At 70.9% G+C, this 15,385-nt stretch carries 13 protein-coding genes; 5 read left to right on the forward strand and 8 right to left on the reverse strand.

What is annotated here, in order from left to right; genetic code table 11:
* The first annotated feature begins 17 nt into the window (after positions 1-17).
* A complete protein-coding gene (locus tag RUR49_RS00660) occupies positions 18-674 on the forward strand; it encodes a hypothetical protein (protein WP_409144397.1) in 657 nt (218 codons plus the stop codon).
* 57 nt (positions 675-731) lie between these two features.
* On the opposite strand, the gene RUR49_RS00665 is transcribed toward RUR49_RS00660, so the two are convergent.
* Together RUR49_RS00665 and glyS are read right to left on the reverse strand one after the other, a co-directional pair.
* The gene (locus tag RUR49_RS00665; RefSeq protein ID WP_409144398.1) at positions 732-1,442 is read right to left on the reverse strand and encodes an aquaporin; all 711 of its coding nucleotides are present in this window, start codon (positions 1,440-1,442) and stop codon (positions 732-734) included.
* 167 nt (positions 1,443-1,609) lie between these two features.
* Positions 1,610-4,282: a glycine--tRNA ligase subunit beta gene (glyS, locus tag RUR49_RS00670; protein WP_409144399.1), complete on the reverse strand. Its 2,673-nt coding sequence runs from the start codon at positions 4,280-4,282 to the stop codon at positions 1,610-1,612.
* A 309-nt stretch (positions 4,283-4,591) separates the two neighbouring features.
* Here glyS and RUR49_RS00675 point away from each other — a divergent pair, with 309 nt between their 5' ends.
* Together RUR49_RS00675 and RUR49_RS00680 are read left to right on the forward strand one after the other, a co-directional pair.
* Positions 4,592-5,395, forward strand: a complete 804-nt coding sequence (locus RUR49_RS00675) for an alpha/beta fold hydrolase (protein WP_409144400.1) — start codon at positions 4,592-4,594, stop codon at positions 5,393-5,395.
* Between the two features lie 14 nt (positions 5,396-5,409).
* Positions 5,410-6,771: a GGDEF domain-containing protein gene (locus RUR49_RS00680; protein ID WP_409144401.1), complete on the forward strand. Its 1,362-nt coding sequence runs from the start codon at positions 5,410-5,412 to the stop codon at positions 6,769-6,771.
* A gap of 38 nt (positions 6,772-6,809) precedes the next feature.
* Here RUR49_RS00680 and RUR49_RS00685 read toward each other — a convergent pair whose 3' ends face one another.
* The 6 genes from RUR49_RS00685 to RUR49_RS00710 form a co-directional block, all read right to left on the reverse strand.
* On the reverse strand, positions 6,810-7,058 hold the full coding sequence (locus tag RUR49_RS00685; RefSeq protein WP_409144402.1) for a type II toxin-antitoxin system VapB family antitoxin: 249 nt from the start codon (positions 7,056-7,058) through the stop codon (positions 6,810-6,812).
* On the reverse strand, positions 7,058-7,975 hold the full coding sequence (locus RUR49_RS00690) for a glycine--tRNA ligase subunit alpha (RefSeq protein WP_409144462.1): 918 nt from the start codon (positions 7,973-7,975) through the stop codon (positions 7,058-7,060). Before RUR49_RS00690 ends, RUR49_RS00685 begins: the two co-directional genes overlap by 1 nt.
* Before the next feature lie 185 nt (positions 7,976-8,160).
* Positions 8,161-9,288, reverse strand: coding sequence for a penicillin-insensitive murein endopeptidase (mepA, locus tag RUR49_RS00695; RefSeq protein WP_409144403.1), 1,128 nt, complete (start codon positions 9,286-9,288; stop codon positions 8,161-8,163).
* Positions 9,289-9,373: 85 nt separating this feature from the next.
* Positions 9,374-9,958 (reverse strand): protocatechuate 3,4-dioxygenase subunit alpha, encoded by a 585-nt coding sequence (gene pcaG / locus RUR49_RS00700; protein WP_409144404.1) that lies wholly within the window; start codon positions 9,956-9,958, stop codon positions 9,374-9,376.
* Complete coding sequence (gene pcaH, locus RUR49_RS00705) at positions 9,958-10,665, reverse strand: protocatechuate 3,4-dioxygenase subunit beta (RefSeq protein ID WP_409144405.1); 708 nt, start codon at positions 10,663-10,665, stop codon at positions 9,958-9,960. The genes pcaG and pcaH overlap by 1 nt, the downstream gene beginning before the upstream one ends.
* Positions 10,666-10,852: 187 nt before the next feature.
* Positions 10,853-11,644: a FecR domain-containing protein gene (locus RUR49_RS00710; RefSeq protein WP_409144406.1), complete on the reverse strand. Its 792-nt coding sequence runs from the start codon at positions 11,642-11,644 to the stop codon at positions 10,853-10,855.
* A gap of 290 nt (positions 11,645-11,934) precedes the next feature.
* Here RUR49_RS00710 and RUR49_RS00715 point away from each other — a divergent pair, with 290 nt between their 5' ends.
* Both RUR49_RS00715 and RUR49_RS00720 read left to right on the forward strand, forming a co-directional pair.
* Positions 11,935-13,107: a tetratricopeptide repeat protein gene (locus RUR49_RS00715; RefSeq protein WP_409144407.1), complete on the forward strand. Its 1,173-nt coding sequence runs from the start codon at positions 11,935-11,937 to the stop codon at positions 13,105-13,107.
* Between the two features lie 20 nt (positions 13,108-13,127).
* Entirely contained in the window at positions 13,128-15,359 is a 2,232-nt protein-coding gene (locus RUR49_RS00720; protein ID WP_409144408.1) for a CHASE2 domain-containing protein, read from the forward strand.
* Positions 15,360-15,385 lie beyond the last annotated feature (26 nt).

Here is a 15,385-nt window from a genome sequence, read left to right on the forward strand (position 1 = left end):
ACAACACTGGAGGAAGCATGCACAGCGCGCATTCCGGCGATCGTCCCCGGCGGTCCGGTCGGCTGGCGGCGATGGCACTCGCCGCCCTCGTCGCGGCGTCGTTCATCGCCGATCCCCGGCCGGTTGCCGCCGCAACGGGCGGCGACTGGCCGTGCATCCAGCGCAAGGTCGCGCGGCTGTCGATCGGCCAGATGTGGAGCGGGCCGCTCGTCGAGGGCGAATGGCAGGCCGACGCGGCGATCCGCGACCTCGCCCCGAAGCTCGCCTCGCGCCGCCTGCCGGTCGAGGAGGCCGCGCCGCTGATCGACGCCTTCGCGAGCACGGCGGGCGCCGACAAGGGGCAGCGGCTGGCGATGCTGTTCGCCGCCACCTTCGAGATCATCGACCGTGACCGCGCCTCGGTCGTCGCCGGCATCGAGCGCTATTCGAAGCGCCAGCAGGCGCTGGCCGCCAGGATCGGCGACGAGCACCTGAAGATCGCCGAGCTGAAGCGCTCCAGCGACGGCTCCAACCCGGCCCTCGACCGCATCGAGGATGCGGAGGTGGCGCTGAACTGGGACATGCGCATCTACGAGGAGCGCGAGCGCTCGCTCACCTATGTCTGCGAGGTGCCGGTACTCTACGAGCAGCGTGCCTTCGCCATCGCCAAGCTGATCGAGGCGAAGCTCGACTGACGCGACTGAAGGATTGACGGGCGGCGAACCGCGCCGCCGCCCGGGTCTCGCCGCTGCTCAGGTGTCGGCTTCCAGCAGGCCGGAGCCGAACAGGATGCCGGCGACGCCGGCGCCGATCAGCGGCGCGATGATGAACAGCCAGATCTGCGCGAGCGCCGTCGGGTTGGTGGCGACGCCGACGATCGCCGGGCCGAGCGAGCGGGCCGGGTTGACCGATACGCCGGTGACGTTGATGCCGACGATGTGGATGACGACGAGCGTCAGGCCGATGGCGATGCCGGCGAGCCCGGTGATGTGCTGGGAGTTGCACTTCTGCGTCACGCCGAGGATGCAGACGAGGAACAGGAAGGTCGCCACCACCTCGAAGATGAAGGCGGAGACGACGTTGTACTCGCCGAGATAGCCCGTGCCCCAGCCGTTCTGGCCGAGCCCGCCGCTCCAGCCAGACGCCTTTCCTGACAGGATGACGTAGAGCACCACCGCGCCGGCGATGGCGCCGAGCACCTGGGCGATGACGTACTGGACGAAGTCGCCGACCGACATGCGCCCGGCGAGCAGGACGCCGAAGGAGACGGCCGGATTGACGTGGCAGCCCGAGACCGGGCCGATGCCGTAGGCCATCGCGACGATGGCGAGGCCGAAGGCAAACGCGATGCCGAGCACGTCGATCGACGTCGGCCCGGTACCCATGCCGGCGATGACGGCCGCACCACAGCCGAACAGCACGAGCGTGAAGGTGCCGATGAACTCGGCGAGAGGCTTCTTCATGATGCGAGTCCCCCGACTCCCGCGGATGATCCGCTGGTCGCGACTTCGGAGCGGGGTTCGACGAAAGTCGAATCAATGTCGGGTGATGCGGCGGCGCGGTGCCGCCGCCGGACGCCCGTGGCCGGGTGCCGTCGCGCGACGGTCGCCGCGCGGCCCTCTGCGCCGCCTCAGCCGGCGATCTTGGAGAAGTCGGCCACCGTCAGCGTCGCGTCGCGGATCTCGTTCAGCAGCGTCAGCCGGTTCTCGCGCACCGACCTGTCGTCGGCGTTGACGAGGATGCCTTCGAAGAACGTGTCCACCGGCGCGCGCAGGCTCGCGAGCGCGGCCATGGCCGCGGCGAAGTCCTCGCGCGCCACGGCGTCGGCCGCCGTCGCCTTGGCGGCGACGATCGCCTCGAACAGCGCCTTCTCCGCCGGCTCGACGAGGCGGGCCGGATCGGCGGGGCCGTCGAAGGCGCGGCCGTCCTTCTTCTCCTCGATGCGCAGGATGTTCGCGGCGCGGCGGGTACCCGCGAGCAGGTTCTTGCCATCCTCAGTCTCGAGGAATTTGCCGAGCGCCTCGACCCGCTTGACGACGAGCACGAGGTCGTCCTGCGGGCGGGGGGCGGTGGAGGCCATACCAATCGCGGTCGACGCCGAAGGCGCACCTTGCGGGACGCTGATGGATTCGTCCCCTTCCCCCGCGCGGGGGGAGGGTTTCCGCACTTCCGTTGAGGTGCTGACTGTAGCGATCGCAGTTGACGCTGAAGAGGTGGCTCCGTCCGGGAAGCGAATTGTTGCGTCCCGCCCTCCCTCGATCGCGAGGCGCCACTCGCCGAGGGCGAACACAGCGTCCACGAGGTCATGCCGCGCCCCCTGCTCGCGGATCTGGACCTTCAAGCGGTCAGCGAGGAAGGCGAGTAGCTGACGATAAATATAGCGCACCAGAGTATTCAGTTCATTATCGCTTTCTGGCGGGCTTGGAAGCTTTATATATTCCGCGCCATTCTCGGATATCGCCCCAAAGAAATAGTATGCACGAATCCCATCAAGCCATTCGAGTCGCGCGCGAATTAACTGAAGAGAAACTGATCTACGTTTGCCTTCCAGAACATCGTCTGGGTCCGATTCATCCAGATCGGGGTTGCCCATCTGCGCCGCGCTCGCAGCTTCGCCGTGCGCGTCAAGAAGGCCGTCGAAATTCAGCAGAGTTTTCAAAGGCGGTTGCCACCAGTCCGCGGGATGCTCACCGCGCGACTGATCATAGTAGTCAGCAACACCAGAATATCCATCGATCGGCCGAAATGAACCAGAGATATAGGTGAAAATCGAAAGCCTGATCAATGAAAACAAATCGACACTGAGGTCATTCGTGACTAAGAGATTGTCCCATCCGAGTCCCGCGCGTCGCAGAGCATAGGGATCCCTACTCCCCGTCGGCTTCTCGTCGATCGCCCAGAAGCCGACGAGCATGTCGAGCTTGTCGGCGAGCGCCACCGCCACCGAGACCGGCGCTGTCGGCACGGAGTCGGACGGCCCCTGGGGCTTGTAGTGCTCCTCGATCGCCGCGGCGACTTGCGGGTCCTCGCCCTGCTTCTCGGCATAATGCCGGCCCATGTGGCCCTGCAACTCGGGGAACTCGCCGACCATCTCGGTCGCGAGGTCCGCCTTGGCGAGCCGGGCGGCGCGCTCCGCCTTGTCGGGATCGGCACCGACCAAGGGCGCGAGCTCCCGCGCCAACCGGGCGATGCGCTCGACGCGCTCGAACTGCGTGCCGAGCTTCTCGTGGAAGGTGACGGACTTGAGCTTTTCGAGCCGCGTCTCGAGCGGCAGCTTCAGGTCCGTCTCGTAGAAGAAGCGGGCGTCCGACAGGCGCGCCCGCACGACGCGCTCGTTGCCGGCGACGATCGCCTTGCCGCCGTCCTTCGCCTCGATGTTGGCCGTCAGCACGAAGCGCTCGGCGAGCCGGCCGGTCGCCGGATCGCGCAGCACGAAGCACTTCTGGTTCGCCCGGATGGTCGAGCGGATCACCGCGTCGGGGATCTGAAGGAACGCCTTGTCGAAGGAGCCGACCAGCACCACCGGCCACTCGACGAGGCCGGCGACCTCTTCCAGCAGCCCCTCGTCCTCGACGAGCTCGAGCCCCAGCGCGAAGGCGCGGTCGCGGGCGTCGTGCAGGATGATGTCCTTGCGGCGGTCGGCGTCGAGCACGACGTGCGCCTTGTCGAGCTTCGTCACATAGTCGTCGAAGCGGCGCACGGTGATCGCCGCCGGCGCGTGGAAGCGGTGGCCGTACGTGGTGTTGCCGGAGGCGACGCCGGGCACCTCGACGATCACCACGTCCGGCTCCTCGGTCTCCGGCCCGAAGGTGCAGAGGATCGAGTGCAGCGGCCGGACCCAGCGCAGCGCGCCGGCCTCGGCCGAGGCGTCGCCCCAGCGCATCGACTTCGGCCACGGGAAGGCGCGCACCACCGACGGCACGATCTCGGCCAGCACATCCGTCGCCTCGCGGCCGGCCTTCTTCGTGCGGGCGACGTAGAACTCGCCCTTCTTGGCGTCCGTGACGATCTCGGCCTGGTCGAGCGAGGTGAGCCCCGCCGCCTTCAGGAAGCCGGCGACGGCCTGCTCGGGCGCGCCGACGCGCGGCCCCTTGCGCTCCTCCTCGACGTCCTTCGAGCGCACCGGCACGCCGGTGACGCGTAGGGCGAGCCGCCGCGGCGTGGCGTAGGCGACGGCGTTCTCGTAGGCGAGGCCGGCGGCGACCAGGCCGTCGGTCACCAGCGCCTTCAGGTCGGCCGCCGCCCGCCGCTGCATGCGCGCCGGGATTTCTTCGGAGAACAGTTCGAGCAGGAGTTCGGGCATGGCACCGGTCGACGCGTGTGGAGGGCGGACGCGACGCCGCTCGACACGAGCGGAGCCGGCCATGACAAGAGGCAAAGGCGCCGCTCTTGTAGAGCAACCGCCGGCCCGTGTCCCCGCGTCGGCATAGGCGATGGCGGCGGTCGGTTTCAAGGCCGCCGCCGGTCGCGGCCCACCGCCGCCCCGCAGAACCCTGGGACCAATGGCACATTGGGCTTGCCCAATCGTGTTCCGACAGCCCTTGAGATGCCATCGCGAGCCACTAGGATCGCGCCCGGTGCAGAGGCTCGGGGACACAACAACGGAGGCGCGATGCGCTCCGCCGACCGCGCTCGATTCGAGCTCCTGCATGGCCGCGTCACCGGCGAAGGCAGGGAGATCGCCGTGCTGTCGCACGGTTTCGGCACCGACCAGAGCGCCTGGGATGCGCTGCGGCCGTGGTTCGAGGCGCGCTACCGCGTCGTCTCCTTCGATCTCGCCGGCTCGGGTCCCGATGGCTATGCGGGCTACGACCCGCGCCGCCACAACTCCCTCTACGGCTTCGCCGACGACCTGCTCGAGATCTTCGACGAGCTCGGGATCGAGCGCTGCGTCTATGTCGGCCATTCCGTCAGCGGCATGATCGGCGCCGCCGCCGCGGTGACGCGGCCCGAGGCGTTCCGCCGGCTCGTGATGATCGGCGCCTCGCCGCGCTACCTCAACGAGCCCGGCTACACCGGCGGCTTCGAGCAGCAGGACCTCGACGAACTGCACGACGCGATGGCGGCGAACTTCCAGGCCTGGGGCGCCGGTTTCGCCCCCGTCGTCGTCGGCGTCAGCGACCGGGCCGCCGTGCACGAGTTCTCGCGCACCCTCTTCCAGATGCGCCCGGACGTGGCGCTCGCGGTGTCCAGGACGATCTTCCAGTCGGACATGCGCCAGGTCGCGAGCCGCCTCGACCGGCCGACGAACCTCATCCAGACCCGCAGCGACGTCGCGGTGCCGACGGAGGTCGCCGAGTGGCTGCGGGGGCATATCGACGGCGCCAGCCTCGATATCGTCGATGCCGTCGGCCACCTTCCGCACATGACCGCCCCGGACGAAGTGGTACGCGCGCTCGAACAGCGTCTTGCGTGAACCGGAGCGACGGCATGGATTCGAAGCCCAGTTCCTGGAGCCTTCCCTCGGCGAACGTCGACGCCGATGACACCGACGGCCTCGACGCCCTCACCCGCTTCGCCCGGCTGACCGCCGGCGCCGACCTCGCCGTCGCCTTCGAGGCGGCGGACGGCGTCGCCGTGCCGCTGTCGTCCGATCCCGGACCGCTGCCGCAGCCCTTCCGCCTCGCCGGCGCCCGCCTCGACGGCGCCGACTGGACGACGGGGCCGCAGCCGGTCGAGGGCCTGCGCCTGCCGAGCGCCCTCCTCGCCGCCCTCGGGCGGCCCGCCGACACGGCGCTGTTCTTCCCGGCCCCGGTGGCGGAGGCGCCGCAGAGCGGCGTGCTGCTGCTGTTCGCCACCAACGCCGGCCGCAAGTGCGTCTGCCCATTCCGCAGCGAGGTGGAGGGCAGCGTGACACTGCTCGGCACGGCGTTCGCCCACGTCATGGCCGCCCGCCGCGCCCTGCGCCGACGCAGGCTGACGAGCGACCGTTTCCGCGACCTGTTCGACAGCGTCGCCTCCGCCGTCGTCATCCTGGAGGGCGACGGCACGACGGCGCTCGTCAACGATCGCGCCGCCGCCCTGCTCGACATGACGGCCGGCGAGGTGCCGGTCGGCGAGGTGGCTGGCCGGATGCGGGCCTTGCGGGAAGGCGCCGACAACCACGCGGAACTCACGGCGCTCTACGGGCCGCTGCAGGCGAAGGTCGACTATGCCGTCACCACCGTCTGGGCGCTCGGCGAGCGGCGGATGGAGGTCGACACCCACCCCGTCCTCGGAGACGGCCGCAAGGGCCGCATCTGGCTCTTCAACGACGTGACGGCCGAGGTTCAGCAGGCCGAGGCGCTGCGGGCCCTCGCCCAGACCGACGCGCTCACGGGCCTCGCCAACCGTCGCCGCTTCCTGGAAATCAGCGAGGCGACGCTCGCCGGCGCGGAGGTCGGCGCGGCGTCGCACGCCGTGCTGATGCTCGACATCGACCACTTCAAGTCGGTCAACGACCGCTTCGGCCACGCCGTCGGCGACGCCGTGCTGCGGGCGGTGGCCGGCCGCTGCCGCGCCGTACTGAAGGCCGGCGACCTGCCGGCACGCCTCGGCGGCGAGGAGTTCGCGGTGCTCTTGGCGAATGTCGAGCGGGACGAGGCGACGGCCGCCGCCGAGCGCCTGCGCGCGGCCGTCGCCGCCACCCCGGTGCAGGTCGAGGCCGAGAGCGTCGACGTCCGCATCAGCATCGGCGGCACCGTGATGCGGCCGGGCGACGCCACCGTCGACACCCTCCTGCAGCGCGCCGACGCCGCGCTCTACACGGCGAAGCGGACGGGCCGGAACAAGGTGGTGTTCGAGGGGGAGTGAGGGGGCAGCTATCCGAACCGGCGGCGTCGCGCCGAGCCTCAACCGGGCAGCCCGTTCGCTCCGTATCCGAGGATGGCGTCACTGGAGCGCTCGTCGAGGACGGGAAGCGACGCGCAGTGCTCCCCGATCGCCAGGACCTCCGTCAGCAACGCCTCATCCCGGGCCTGGAGTCTCGCCGCGCGTTCGCGCAAGGCCGTGAGGACGACCTGGGGCACCGTCTCGCCAGTCATCGCCGCGATCTCGCGGGCCAGTCGCTCGGCTTCGGGATCTCGGATCGTCAGCGCCATCACGCCACCCCTCCGCCGGCCTCCGTCGCCAGCCAGGCCTCGCCGCAGGCGCGCGCCAGCGTGCGGACGCGCAGGATGTAGCTCTGCCGCTCCGTCACCGAGATGACGCCGCGGGCGTCGAGCAGGTTGAACAGGTGCGAGGCCTTGATGCACTGGTCGTAGGCCGGCAGCGCCAGCAGGTGGCGGCGCGAGGCACCCTCGCCGCTCCAGCCGGCCTCGACGAGGCGGCCGCACTCGGCCTCGGCGTCCTGGAAGTGCTTCAGCAGCGCCTCGGTGTCGGCGTGCTCGAAATTGTAGCGGGAGAACTCCTGCTCGGCCTGCAGGAAGACGTCACCGTAGCTGATCTTCTCAGCCCCCTCGCGGCCGTTGAAGTTGAGGTCGTAGACGTTCTCGACGCCCTGCACGTACATGGCGAGGCGCTCGAGGCCGTAGGTGAGCTCGCCGGAAACGGGCGCGCACTCGAAGCCGGCGACCTGCTGGAAGTAGGTGAACTGCGACACCTCCATGCCGTCGCACCAGCACTCCCACCCGAGCCCCCAGGCGCCGAGCGTCGGGCTCTCCCAGTCGTCCTCGACGAAGCGGACGTCGTGCAACAACGGGTCGATGCCGATGGCGGCGAGGCTCTGGAGATAGAGGTCCTGCAGGTCCGCCGGCGACGGCTTCAGGATCACCTGGAACTGGTAGTAGTGCTGGAGGCGGTTGGGGTTCTCGCCGTAGCGACCGTCCTTCGGCCGTCGCGAGGGCTGCACGTAGGCGGCCTTCCACGGCCGCGGCCCGAGCGAGCGCAGCGTCGTCGCCGGATGGAAGGTGCCGGCGCCGACCTCCATGTCATAGGGCTGCAGCACCGCGCAGCCCCGCTCCGCCCAGAACCGCTGCAGCGTCAGGATCAACCCCTGGAACGAGCGGGCGGGGTTCATCGGGTCGAGAGCCTTGGGGTCGCGATCTTGGGGGGCGGGCGTGTCGGATGCGAGTGCTGCGGCGGCCATGCGGGTCTCCCGGCGGGACGCCAAGGCGCTCCCGGCGAAGGAAAGCCGCCCCCGGCGAAGGGTCGCGACAGTTATGCGGCAGGGCGGCGGGGGTCAAGGCGGCGGGGGGCGCCCCCTCACTCTGCCAGCAGAACCGTCCGGCATTCCGCCGGCAGCGCCGACAGGGGCAGCGGCGGTTTCGGCTTGGCCGGCTTCGCCGGGGTCGCCGGCTGCGGGCGGGGGCGGACCTTGGCGAGCCACTCCTTCACCTCGGAGCCGCAACCGTCGCCGGAGCCGGGCGGGTCCTGCGGGCGGCAGCCCTCGCTGCCGGGCGGGCAGTCGAGGCGGACGTGGAAGTGGTAGTGGTGGCCCCAGTAGGGCCGCACCTTCGACAGCCACGCCCGGTCGGATCCGGCACTGGTACAGAGCGCCTGCTTGATCGCCGGATGCACGAAGATGCGCTCGACCTCCCGGTCCAAAGCGGCGCGGCGGATGAGGCGGGCGTGCGCCGCCGTCCACAGCTTCGGGTCGACCTCGACGCCGTTCTCCTTCAGCATCGACTGGGCGCTGAGATCCTCGCGCTCCTTCGTCGACAGCGTGCGGTTCGGCATCGGCGTCAGCCAGATGTCGGCGTCGAGGCCGATCTGGTGGCTGGCGTGGCCGGTCAGCATCGGCCCGCCGCGCGGCTGCGCGAGGTCGCCGACGAGAAGGCCGCGCCAGCCGAGCCCGGGGGCGGCGGCGGCGAGCTTCTCGAGATAGGCGATCAGGGCCGGATGGCCCCAGTTGCGGTTGCGCGACAGCCGCATCACCTGCCAGGTCTTGCCGTCGACCGGCAGCGCCTTCGCCCCGGCGAGGCAGCCGCGCGAGTAGAAGCCGATGGCGCGGGCGGCGAGCGGCGCGGGGACGCCGACATTGCCGAAGAGCTCCTTGGCCGGCGCGCTGGCGGTGACGGGGATGGTGAAACGGGGGCGGCCACCGGTCGACGGGGCGGCAGGCGCCGCAGGCAGCGCATCCGCGGCGTCGGCCGACGGCGCCGCGCGGGCCGGAGCCGCCGCCTGAGCGGGGCCATCTTCGGAGGGAGCGGCGGCAGCAGGCGGCGCTGGCGTGGCAGGCGCAGCGGTACCGGGCCCGGGTCCGATCCAGCTCGGCGGTGGGCGCACCGGCGGCAGCGGCACCGCCGCGGTCGCGACAGGGCCTGCGAGCGGCGCGGCCAGAAGCGCCGCCAGAGCGGCGAGCAGCGGCGCGCGAATCGGCGTCCGTCCCATGGAGACTAGAAATCCGGCCAAGCGGGCCCGTCGTCAAGCCGCGCCCGGCGTTCGGCGCCACCTGCCCCGCTGCCGATCGCGTCCGTCACACGTCGAAGAACACCGTCTCGTCGTCGCCCTGCAGGTGGATGTCGAAGCGGTAGACGCGGCCGTCCGGCCCCTCGCTGTCGGCACGGGCGACCAGCGTGCCCCGTCGGTCCTCCGGCACCAGCGCGAGGATGGCGTCCTCGTCGTTCGCTGCCGGCTCGTCGGAGAAGTAGAGCCGAGTCGCCAGCCGCTTCAGCAGCCCGCGGCCGAGCACGGAGACCATGATGTGCGGCGCCTGCAGGGCGTTGCCGCGCCCCGGCACCCGCCCCGGCTTGATGGTGACGATGCGGAAGGAGCCGTCCTTGTCCGTCGGCACCCGCGCGGCGCCCTTGAAGCCGGGGGTGCCCATCTCGTCGGCGCGGTCGTCCTCGGGGTGGTCGTAGCGGCCGCTCGCGTCCGCCTGCCAGGTCTCGATCATCGCGTCCGGCACCGGCTGGCCGGCGCCGTCGAGCACGCGGCCCTCGATGACGATGCGCTCGCCCGGCACGCCGTCGCCGGCGACGATGCCCGCGCGGTCGAAGGGCACGAGGGCATAGTGGAAGAACGGGCCGACGGTCTGGGAGGGCGTGACGAGGCGGGCCATCAGGCGTGGTCCTCCATCGGCGTCGCCGTACGGCCGCGCAGCACTATGTCGAAGACGTAGCCGGTCGCCCACTCGGGTTCCGTCAGGTCGATGTCGAAGCGCGAGATCATCCGCTGTTGCGCCTTTTCGTCCGTCACCGACTGGAAGATCGGGTCGTAGGGGAAGAACGGGTCGCCCGGGAAATACATCTGCGTCACGAGCCGCGTCAGGAACGACGGGCCGAACAGTGAGAAGTGGATGTGCGCCGGCCGCCAGGCGTTGTGATGATTGCGCCAGGGATAGGGGCCGGGCTTTACCGACAGGAAGCGGTAGCGCCCCTCCTCGTCCGTCACCACCCGGCCGGCGCCGGAGAAGTTCGGGTCGAGCGGCGCCGGGTGCTGGTCGAGGGCGTGGACATAACGGCCCGCCGCGTTCGCCTGCCAGATCTCGACCAGCGTGTTCGGCACCGGCCGGCCGTCCTCGTCGAGCACGCGGCCGGCGACGATGATGCGCTCACCGATCGCCTCGCCCTCGTGCTGGCGGGTGAGGTCGTGGTCGGTCGGGCGGATCATCTCGTGGCCGTAGACCGGCCCGGTGATCTCCGACAGCGTCTGGGGAATGGGAACCAGCGGCCGCTTCGGCGCGCGCAGCGCTGTTGACTTGTAACCGGCATAGTCGGAGCGGGGATCATCCTCGCTCGCCGGCCGGTAGGGCCTCGGGGTCTGCATGGCGGCGTCTCCTCGGACAGGCGCGCCGCGACAGACCTCTGGGGGCCTCTGGCGGGCGGCGCGCCGATAGCGCCCCAGTCTTCACGCTGCGGCGGAGACGGCAAGCGCCGGCGCCGACCAGTTCGCCGGGTTCACCGACCGAATGCGGGGGGAACGGCTACCTGCGACCCGAAGGCGGCAGCGCCGCCTATTTGCGACCCTTGCCGCGGCCGTGGTCGTCGTAGCCGCAATTGCAGAAATCGTCGTTCGGCAACGAATCCAGCTGGTCGACGAGGTTGCTCGGCTGGTCGGTGTCGACGAACTCGCGGCGGCGGTCGAGGTCGAGATGCCAGCCATAGAGCGGGAACGACACCGGACCGATCACCGAGCGGATCGAGCCGTCCCAGGCGCGGGGCCCCTCCACCCGACCGCCGGAGCGGACGACCAGATAGGTGCCTGGCTGGACGAGGCCGGTGCAGCCGGCACCCTCGATACAGACGTCCGACGCCCCCTCCTCGAGGATGACGATCGCCTCGCCGGGCCGCACGAACACGTCGACGATGGTGCCGCGCACGCCGATGGTCGCGACCGGAGTGCGCACCTTGTAGGATTCCGACTTCGACGAGCCCGAGACGAAGCGCAGCGCGCCGCGGGTCGCCTGCACCGCGAAGTCGCTGGCGCGGCGGTTGCCGTCGAAGACGAAGCGGTCGAGCACCACGTCGGAGGACGGGCCGATCGTCAGGCTGGTCTGGTCGAGGAAGAGCAGCTGCGCGTTCGATTCCCGCGCGGTCGAGATCGTCTCGTCCTGGAAGATGTCGGTGCCGACGTTGAGTACCCGCGGCGCGCCGCCGGCCGAGCCGGTGACATCGCGCACCACCACCGCGGCGATGCCGATGCCCTCCGCCGCCGCGCCCGCGGTGAACGAGGCCGCCATCACGGCGGCGAGCATCATCGCCCGTGTGCCCCGGATCGCCGTCGCCGTGATGGTGTGGTGCTGCATGGTGGCCGCCCATGGTCCGCCGCGCGCCTGTGGCTGCGGCACCGTCAGCCGAAAAATCACCGATCCGCGCGCCTGGCGCAATGGCCGGCGCGCGGATCGGGGTCACCGCCATCGGTTCGCCCGACCCCTGCAGAAGAGCGCTCCGAACTGTGACGAAAACATCATCATCGAACGCCGCGGATGTCGATGTGATGGAGATCACGGTTTCGTCGAATTGACGGGGGCGCCCCGATCGCCCACCGTGCATCCGGGAGTAGTTGCTCGAGCGACGGCGACAGGGCGTAAAGAGCATGCTGGACGACGGCGGCGGGACGGGCGCCTCCGCGATCATCCGGATCGCGTTCGCGGTCGTTTGCCTTGCGTCCGCGGGCCTGGTCGCACTCCCGTCGCCGGCCGCGGCCGACGAGCTCGACATCCTCTACGCCCGCATCCTGACGAACCCGCGCGATGTCGAGGCGAACCTCGCCTACGCCCGCGCCGCCGAGGCGCGCGGCGAGCTGCGCAAGGCGCTGACCACCTACGAGCGCGTGCTGCTGCTCGATCCCGCCCAGGCGGAAGCCTCGGAAGGCCTGTGGCGCATCCGCCGGCTGCTCGAGCCAGCCTCGACCACGGTCGTGATGGAGGCCGGCGTCGGTTACGAGAGCAACCCGACCGAGCAGTCGCAGCCGCGCTTCTACGAGGACAGCGCCTCCGTCTTCGCCGCCGCGCGGCTCCGCGACGAGCGCCGCCTCGGCGACCTGCGCTGGCGCACCGACGTGCAGGGCTACGGCATCTGGTATCCGGACGCCGAGACCGTAAACAACGCCGGCGTGGCGGCGAGCGTCGGCCCGGTGCTGCCGGTCGGCGACAGCGGCTACACCATCCGCCCGGCCGTCGTCGGCGCGCTGGAATGGCTCGACCAGAGCTTCCTCTATGGCGAGGCCGGCGCCAGCCTGACCTTCGAGGGCCGCTTCGCAGGCGCCATGCAGGCGGTCGAGCTGCGCGGCGTCTGGCGCGGCTACGGCGATCGGTGGGCCTCCGACAGCGGCCCGGTGATCGACCTCTCCGGCCACTTCGCCACCGCCGGCCTGATCGCCGACCGCGACCTCCTCGCCATCCGCCCGCGGTTGCGCTGGAGCGGCGTCGACGGCACGTCGCTCAACGTCGTGCCCACCCAGTTCGAGCCGGGCAACTACATCGAGCTCGGCGCCCGCGTCGATTACAACGTGCAGGTCGTCGACTGGCTGGTCGCCGGGGCCCACGTCGGGCTCTACGAGCGCTGGTTCTCGGCTTCCGCCGCGCCGGGGCGCTCGGATCGCGAGGACACCCACTTCGCCCCCGGCGCCTCGCTCACCTTCACCAACCTCATCACCTTCGCGACCGACTTCAAGGTCGACTACACCTACCAGCGCCAGCTCTCCAACGCGCCCGGCCGCACCTTCTCGAACAACGTCGTCACGGGCCGGGTGATCGCCCGCTTCTGAGTGCCTCGGGGGTCGACGCGGTGCTTCGCCACACGATCCGCCTGCGCACCGCCGTCGCCGTGGCGCTCACGGCCGGCCTCATCGCCGCTGGCGGCACCGTGCTGCGCCTCGCCGACCCGGTGCCGCTGATCGGGCTGCGCAACCTCGTCTTCGACGAGTTCCAGCGCCTGCGCCCGCGCGCCTACGACGCCGAGTTGCCGGTCCGCATCGTCGACATCGACGACGCCTCGCTCGCCCGCTTCGGCCAGTGGCCGTGGCCCCGCGACCGGCTGGCGGCGCTGGTCGAGGCGACCGCGGCGGCCGGCGCCGCGGCGATCGCGATCGACCTGGTGATGGCCGAGCCCGACCGCTCATCGCCCGAGCAGATCGTCGCGTCCCTGCCCGACACGCCGGCGCGCCGCGCGCTGGAGCGCGCCATCGAGCTCGGCGAGCCCAACGACGCCGTGCTCGCCGGTGCGCTGGCCGCCTCCAACTCCGTTACCGGCGCGATCCTCGTGCACGGCGACGGCCCGCAGGTGCGCCCGAAATCCGGCTTCGCGGTTTCAGGCGACGACCCGCGGCCGGCGCTGCCGACCTTCTCCACCGTGGTGGCGCCCCTGCCGATCCTGCTCGAGGCTTCGCACGGCGTCGGCTCGACCAACTGGCTGCCCGACATCGACCAGGTGGTGCGCACGGTGCCGCTCGTCTTCGTCGTCGGCGACGGCTTCTTCCCGAGCCTGTCGGCCGAAGCCCTGCGCGTCGCCCAGGGCGCCTCGACGATGCTGCTGCGCGCCTCCAACGCCAGCGGAGAGACGGCGTGGGGCGCCTTCACCGGCCTCAACGCCGTCCGCATCGGCGACATCACCGTGCCGACGGAATCGAACGGCGAGATGCGCATCCACTTCACGCCTTCGACGCCGGAGCGCTACGTGCCGGCGTGGCAGGTGCTCGACGGCACCATGCCGGCGGGCGCGCTCGAGGGGCGCATCGTGCTGATCGGCACCAGCGCGCCCGGCCTGTTCGACCTGCGCGCCACGCCGCTCGAATCCGCCGTTCCCGGCGTCGAGGTCCACGCCCAGGCGATCGAGCAGATGATCGCCGGCGGCGCCCTGACGCGGCCCGACTGGGCGGCGGGTGCCGAGCTCCTCGCCTTCGTCGTCGCTACACTGACCGTGGCGCTCGCCGCCGCCCTGCTCGCCTCGGTCCGCGTCGCGCTCGCAACTGGCCTCGCGGTGCTGATCGGGCTCGCCGCCACGAGCTGGTTCCTCTTCAACCGCTCGCAGATGCTGGTCGACGCCTCGTTTCCGGTGGTCGGCGCCGGCCTCGCGCTGGCCGCCTCGATCGGCCTCGTGTCGCTGCGCGAGGAGGTGGAGCGACGGCGCATCCGCAACGCCTTCGGGCGCTATCTCGCCCCGGCCTTCGTCGAGGAACTGTCGCGCAATCCGGAACGGCTGAAGCTCGGCGGCGAGATCCGGCCGATGACCATCCTGTTCTGCGACATGCGCTCGTTCACGACGATCTCGGAGGGCATGGACGCCCACACGTTGACGCGCTTCATGAACGCCTTTCTGACGCCGCTCACCGACGTCATCCTCGAGCGCCGCGGCACAATCGACAAGTACATGGGCGACGCCATCATGGCGTTCTGGAACGCGCCCCTCGACGACCCCGACCACGCCGCCCACGCCTGCGATTCCGCGCTCGCGATGCTGGTCGCCATCGACCAGTTCAACGCGGACCGCCGTGCCGGCAAGGTGCCTGGCCCGAACCGCGACGTCGCCATCGGCATCGGCCTCAACGGCGGCGACTGCTGCGTCGGCAACCTCGGCTCGGAGCGGCGCTTCGACTATTCGGTGATCGGCGACTGCGTGAACGTCGCCTCGCGCCTCGAGGGCCAGACCAAGGCCTACGGCGTGCCGGTGCTGGTCGGCGAGAGCGTCGCCACCGCCGCGCCTCGCCACGCCTTCCTCAAGGTCGACCGCGTGCGAGTGAAGGGCAAGACCGCGGCGGTGCGGCTCTATGCGCTGTGGGGCGACGCCGCGACACTCGCGGACCCTGCCTTCCAGGCGCTGCGGGCGGCGACCGACGCGATGCTCGCCGCCTACGCGAGCGGCGACTTCGCGGCGGCCGCGTACCTGCTGGACGAAGCCGAGGCGATGGCCGACGGCCGGCTCGCCGGCGTCGCGGCGATCTATCGGGAGCGCATCGCCGAGCGGATCGGCCAGCCGCTGCCGGCCGGCTGGGACGGTAGCCACGACCTGTTGACGAAGTAGGTGCGCCCAAAGCGGGCGGCTCGCCG

The sequence above is a fragment of the Pseudoxanthobacter sp. M-2 genome (genome assembly GCF_046156265.1).
Classification (GTDB): Bacteria; Pseudomonadota; Alphaproteobacteria; order Rhizobiales; family Segnochrobactraceae; genus CAMDHY01.

What these genes read in the sequence shown, in the direction of transcription:
- RUR49_RS00690 (WP_409144462.1), bottom strand. Translation starts at nt 7,975, where the DNA reads ATGAACCCCGCCCGCTCGTTCCAGGGGTTGATCCTGACGCTGCAGCGG.
- pcaH (WP_409144405.1), bottom strand. Translation starts at nt 10,665, where the DNA reads ATGCAGACCCCGAGGCCCTACCGGCCGGCGAGCGAGGATGATCCCCGC.
- RUR49_RS00710 (WP_409144406.1), bottom strand. Translation starts at nt 11,644, where the DNA reads ATGCAGCACCACACCATCACGGCGACGGCGATCCGGGGCACACGGGCG.
- RUR49_RS00715 (WP_409144407.1), top strand. Translation starts at nt 11,935, where the DNA reads ATGCTGGACGACGGCGGCGGGACGGGCGCCTCCGCGATCATCCGGATC.
- RUR49_RS00685 (WP_409144402.1), bottom strand. Translation starts at nt 7,058, where the DNA reads ATGGCGCTGACGATCCGAGATCCCGAAGCCGAGCGACTGGCCCGCGAG.
- RUR49_RS00680 (WP_409144401.1), top strand. Translation starts at nt 5,410, where the DNA reads ATGGATTCGAAGCCCAGTTCCTGGAGCCTTCCCTCGGCGAACGTCGAC.
- pcaG (WP_409144404.1), bottom strand. Translation starts at nt 9,958, where the DNA reads ATGGCCCGCCTCGTCACGCCCTCCCAGACCGTCGGCCCGTTCTTCCAC.
- mepA (WP_409144403.1), bottom strand. Translation starts at nt 9,288, where the DNA reads ATGGGACGGACGCCGATTCGCGCGCCGCTGCTCGCCGCTCTGGCGGCG.
- RUR49_RS00675 (WP_409144400.1), top strand. Translation starts at nt 4,592, where the DNA reads ATGCGCTCCGCCGACCGCGCTCGATTCGAGCTCCTGCATGGCCGCGTC.
- RUR49_RS00665 (WP_409144398.1), bottom strand. Translation starts at nt 1,442, where the DNA reads ATGAAGAAGCCTCTCGCCGAGTTCATCGGCACCTTCACGCTCGTGCTG.
- RUR49_RS00660 (WP_409144397.1), top strand. Translation starts at nt 18, where the DNA reads ATGCACAGCGCGCATTCCGGCGATCGTCCCCGGCGGTCCGGTCGGCTG.
- glyS (WP_409144399.1), bottom strand. Translation starts at nt 4,282, where the DNA reads ATGCCCGAACTCCTGCTCGAACTGTTCTCCGAAGAAATCCCGGCGCGC.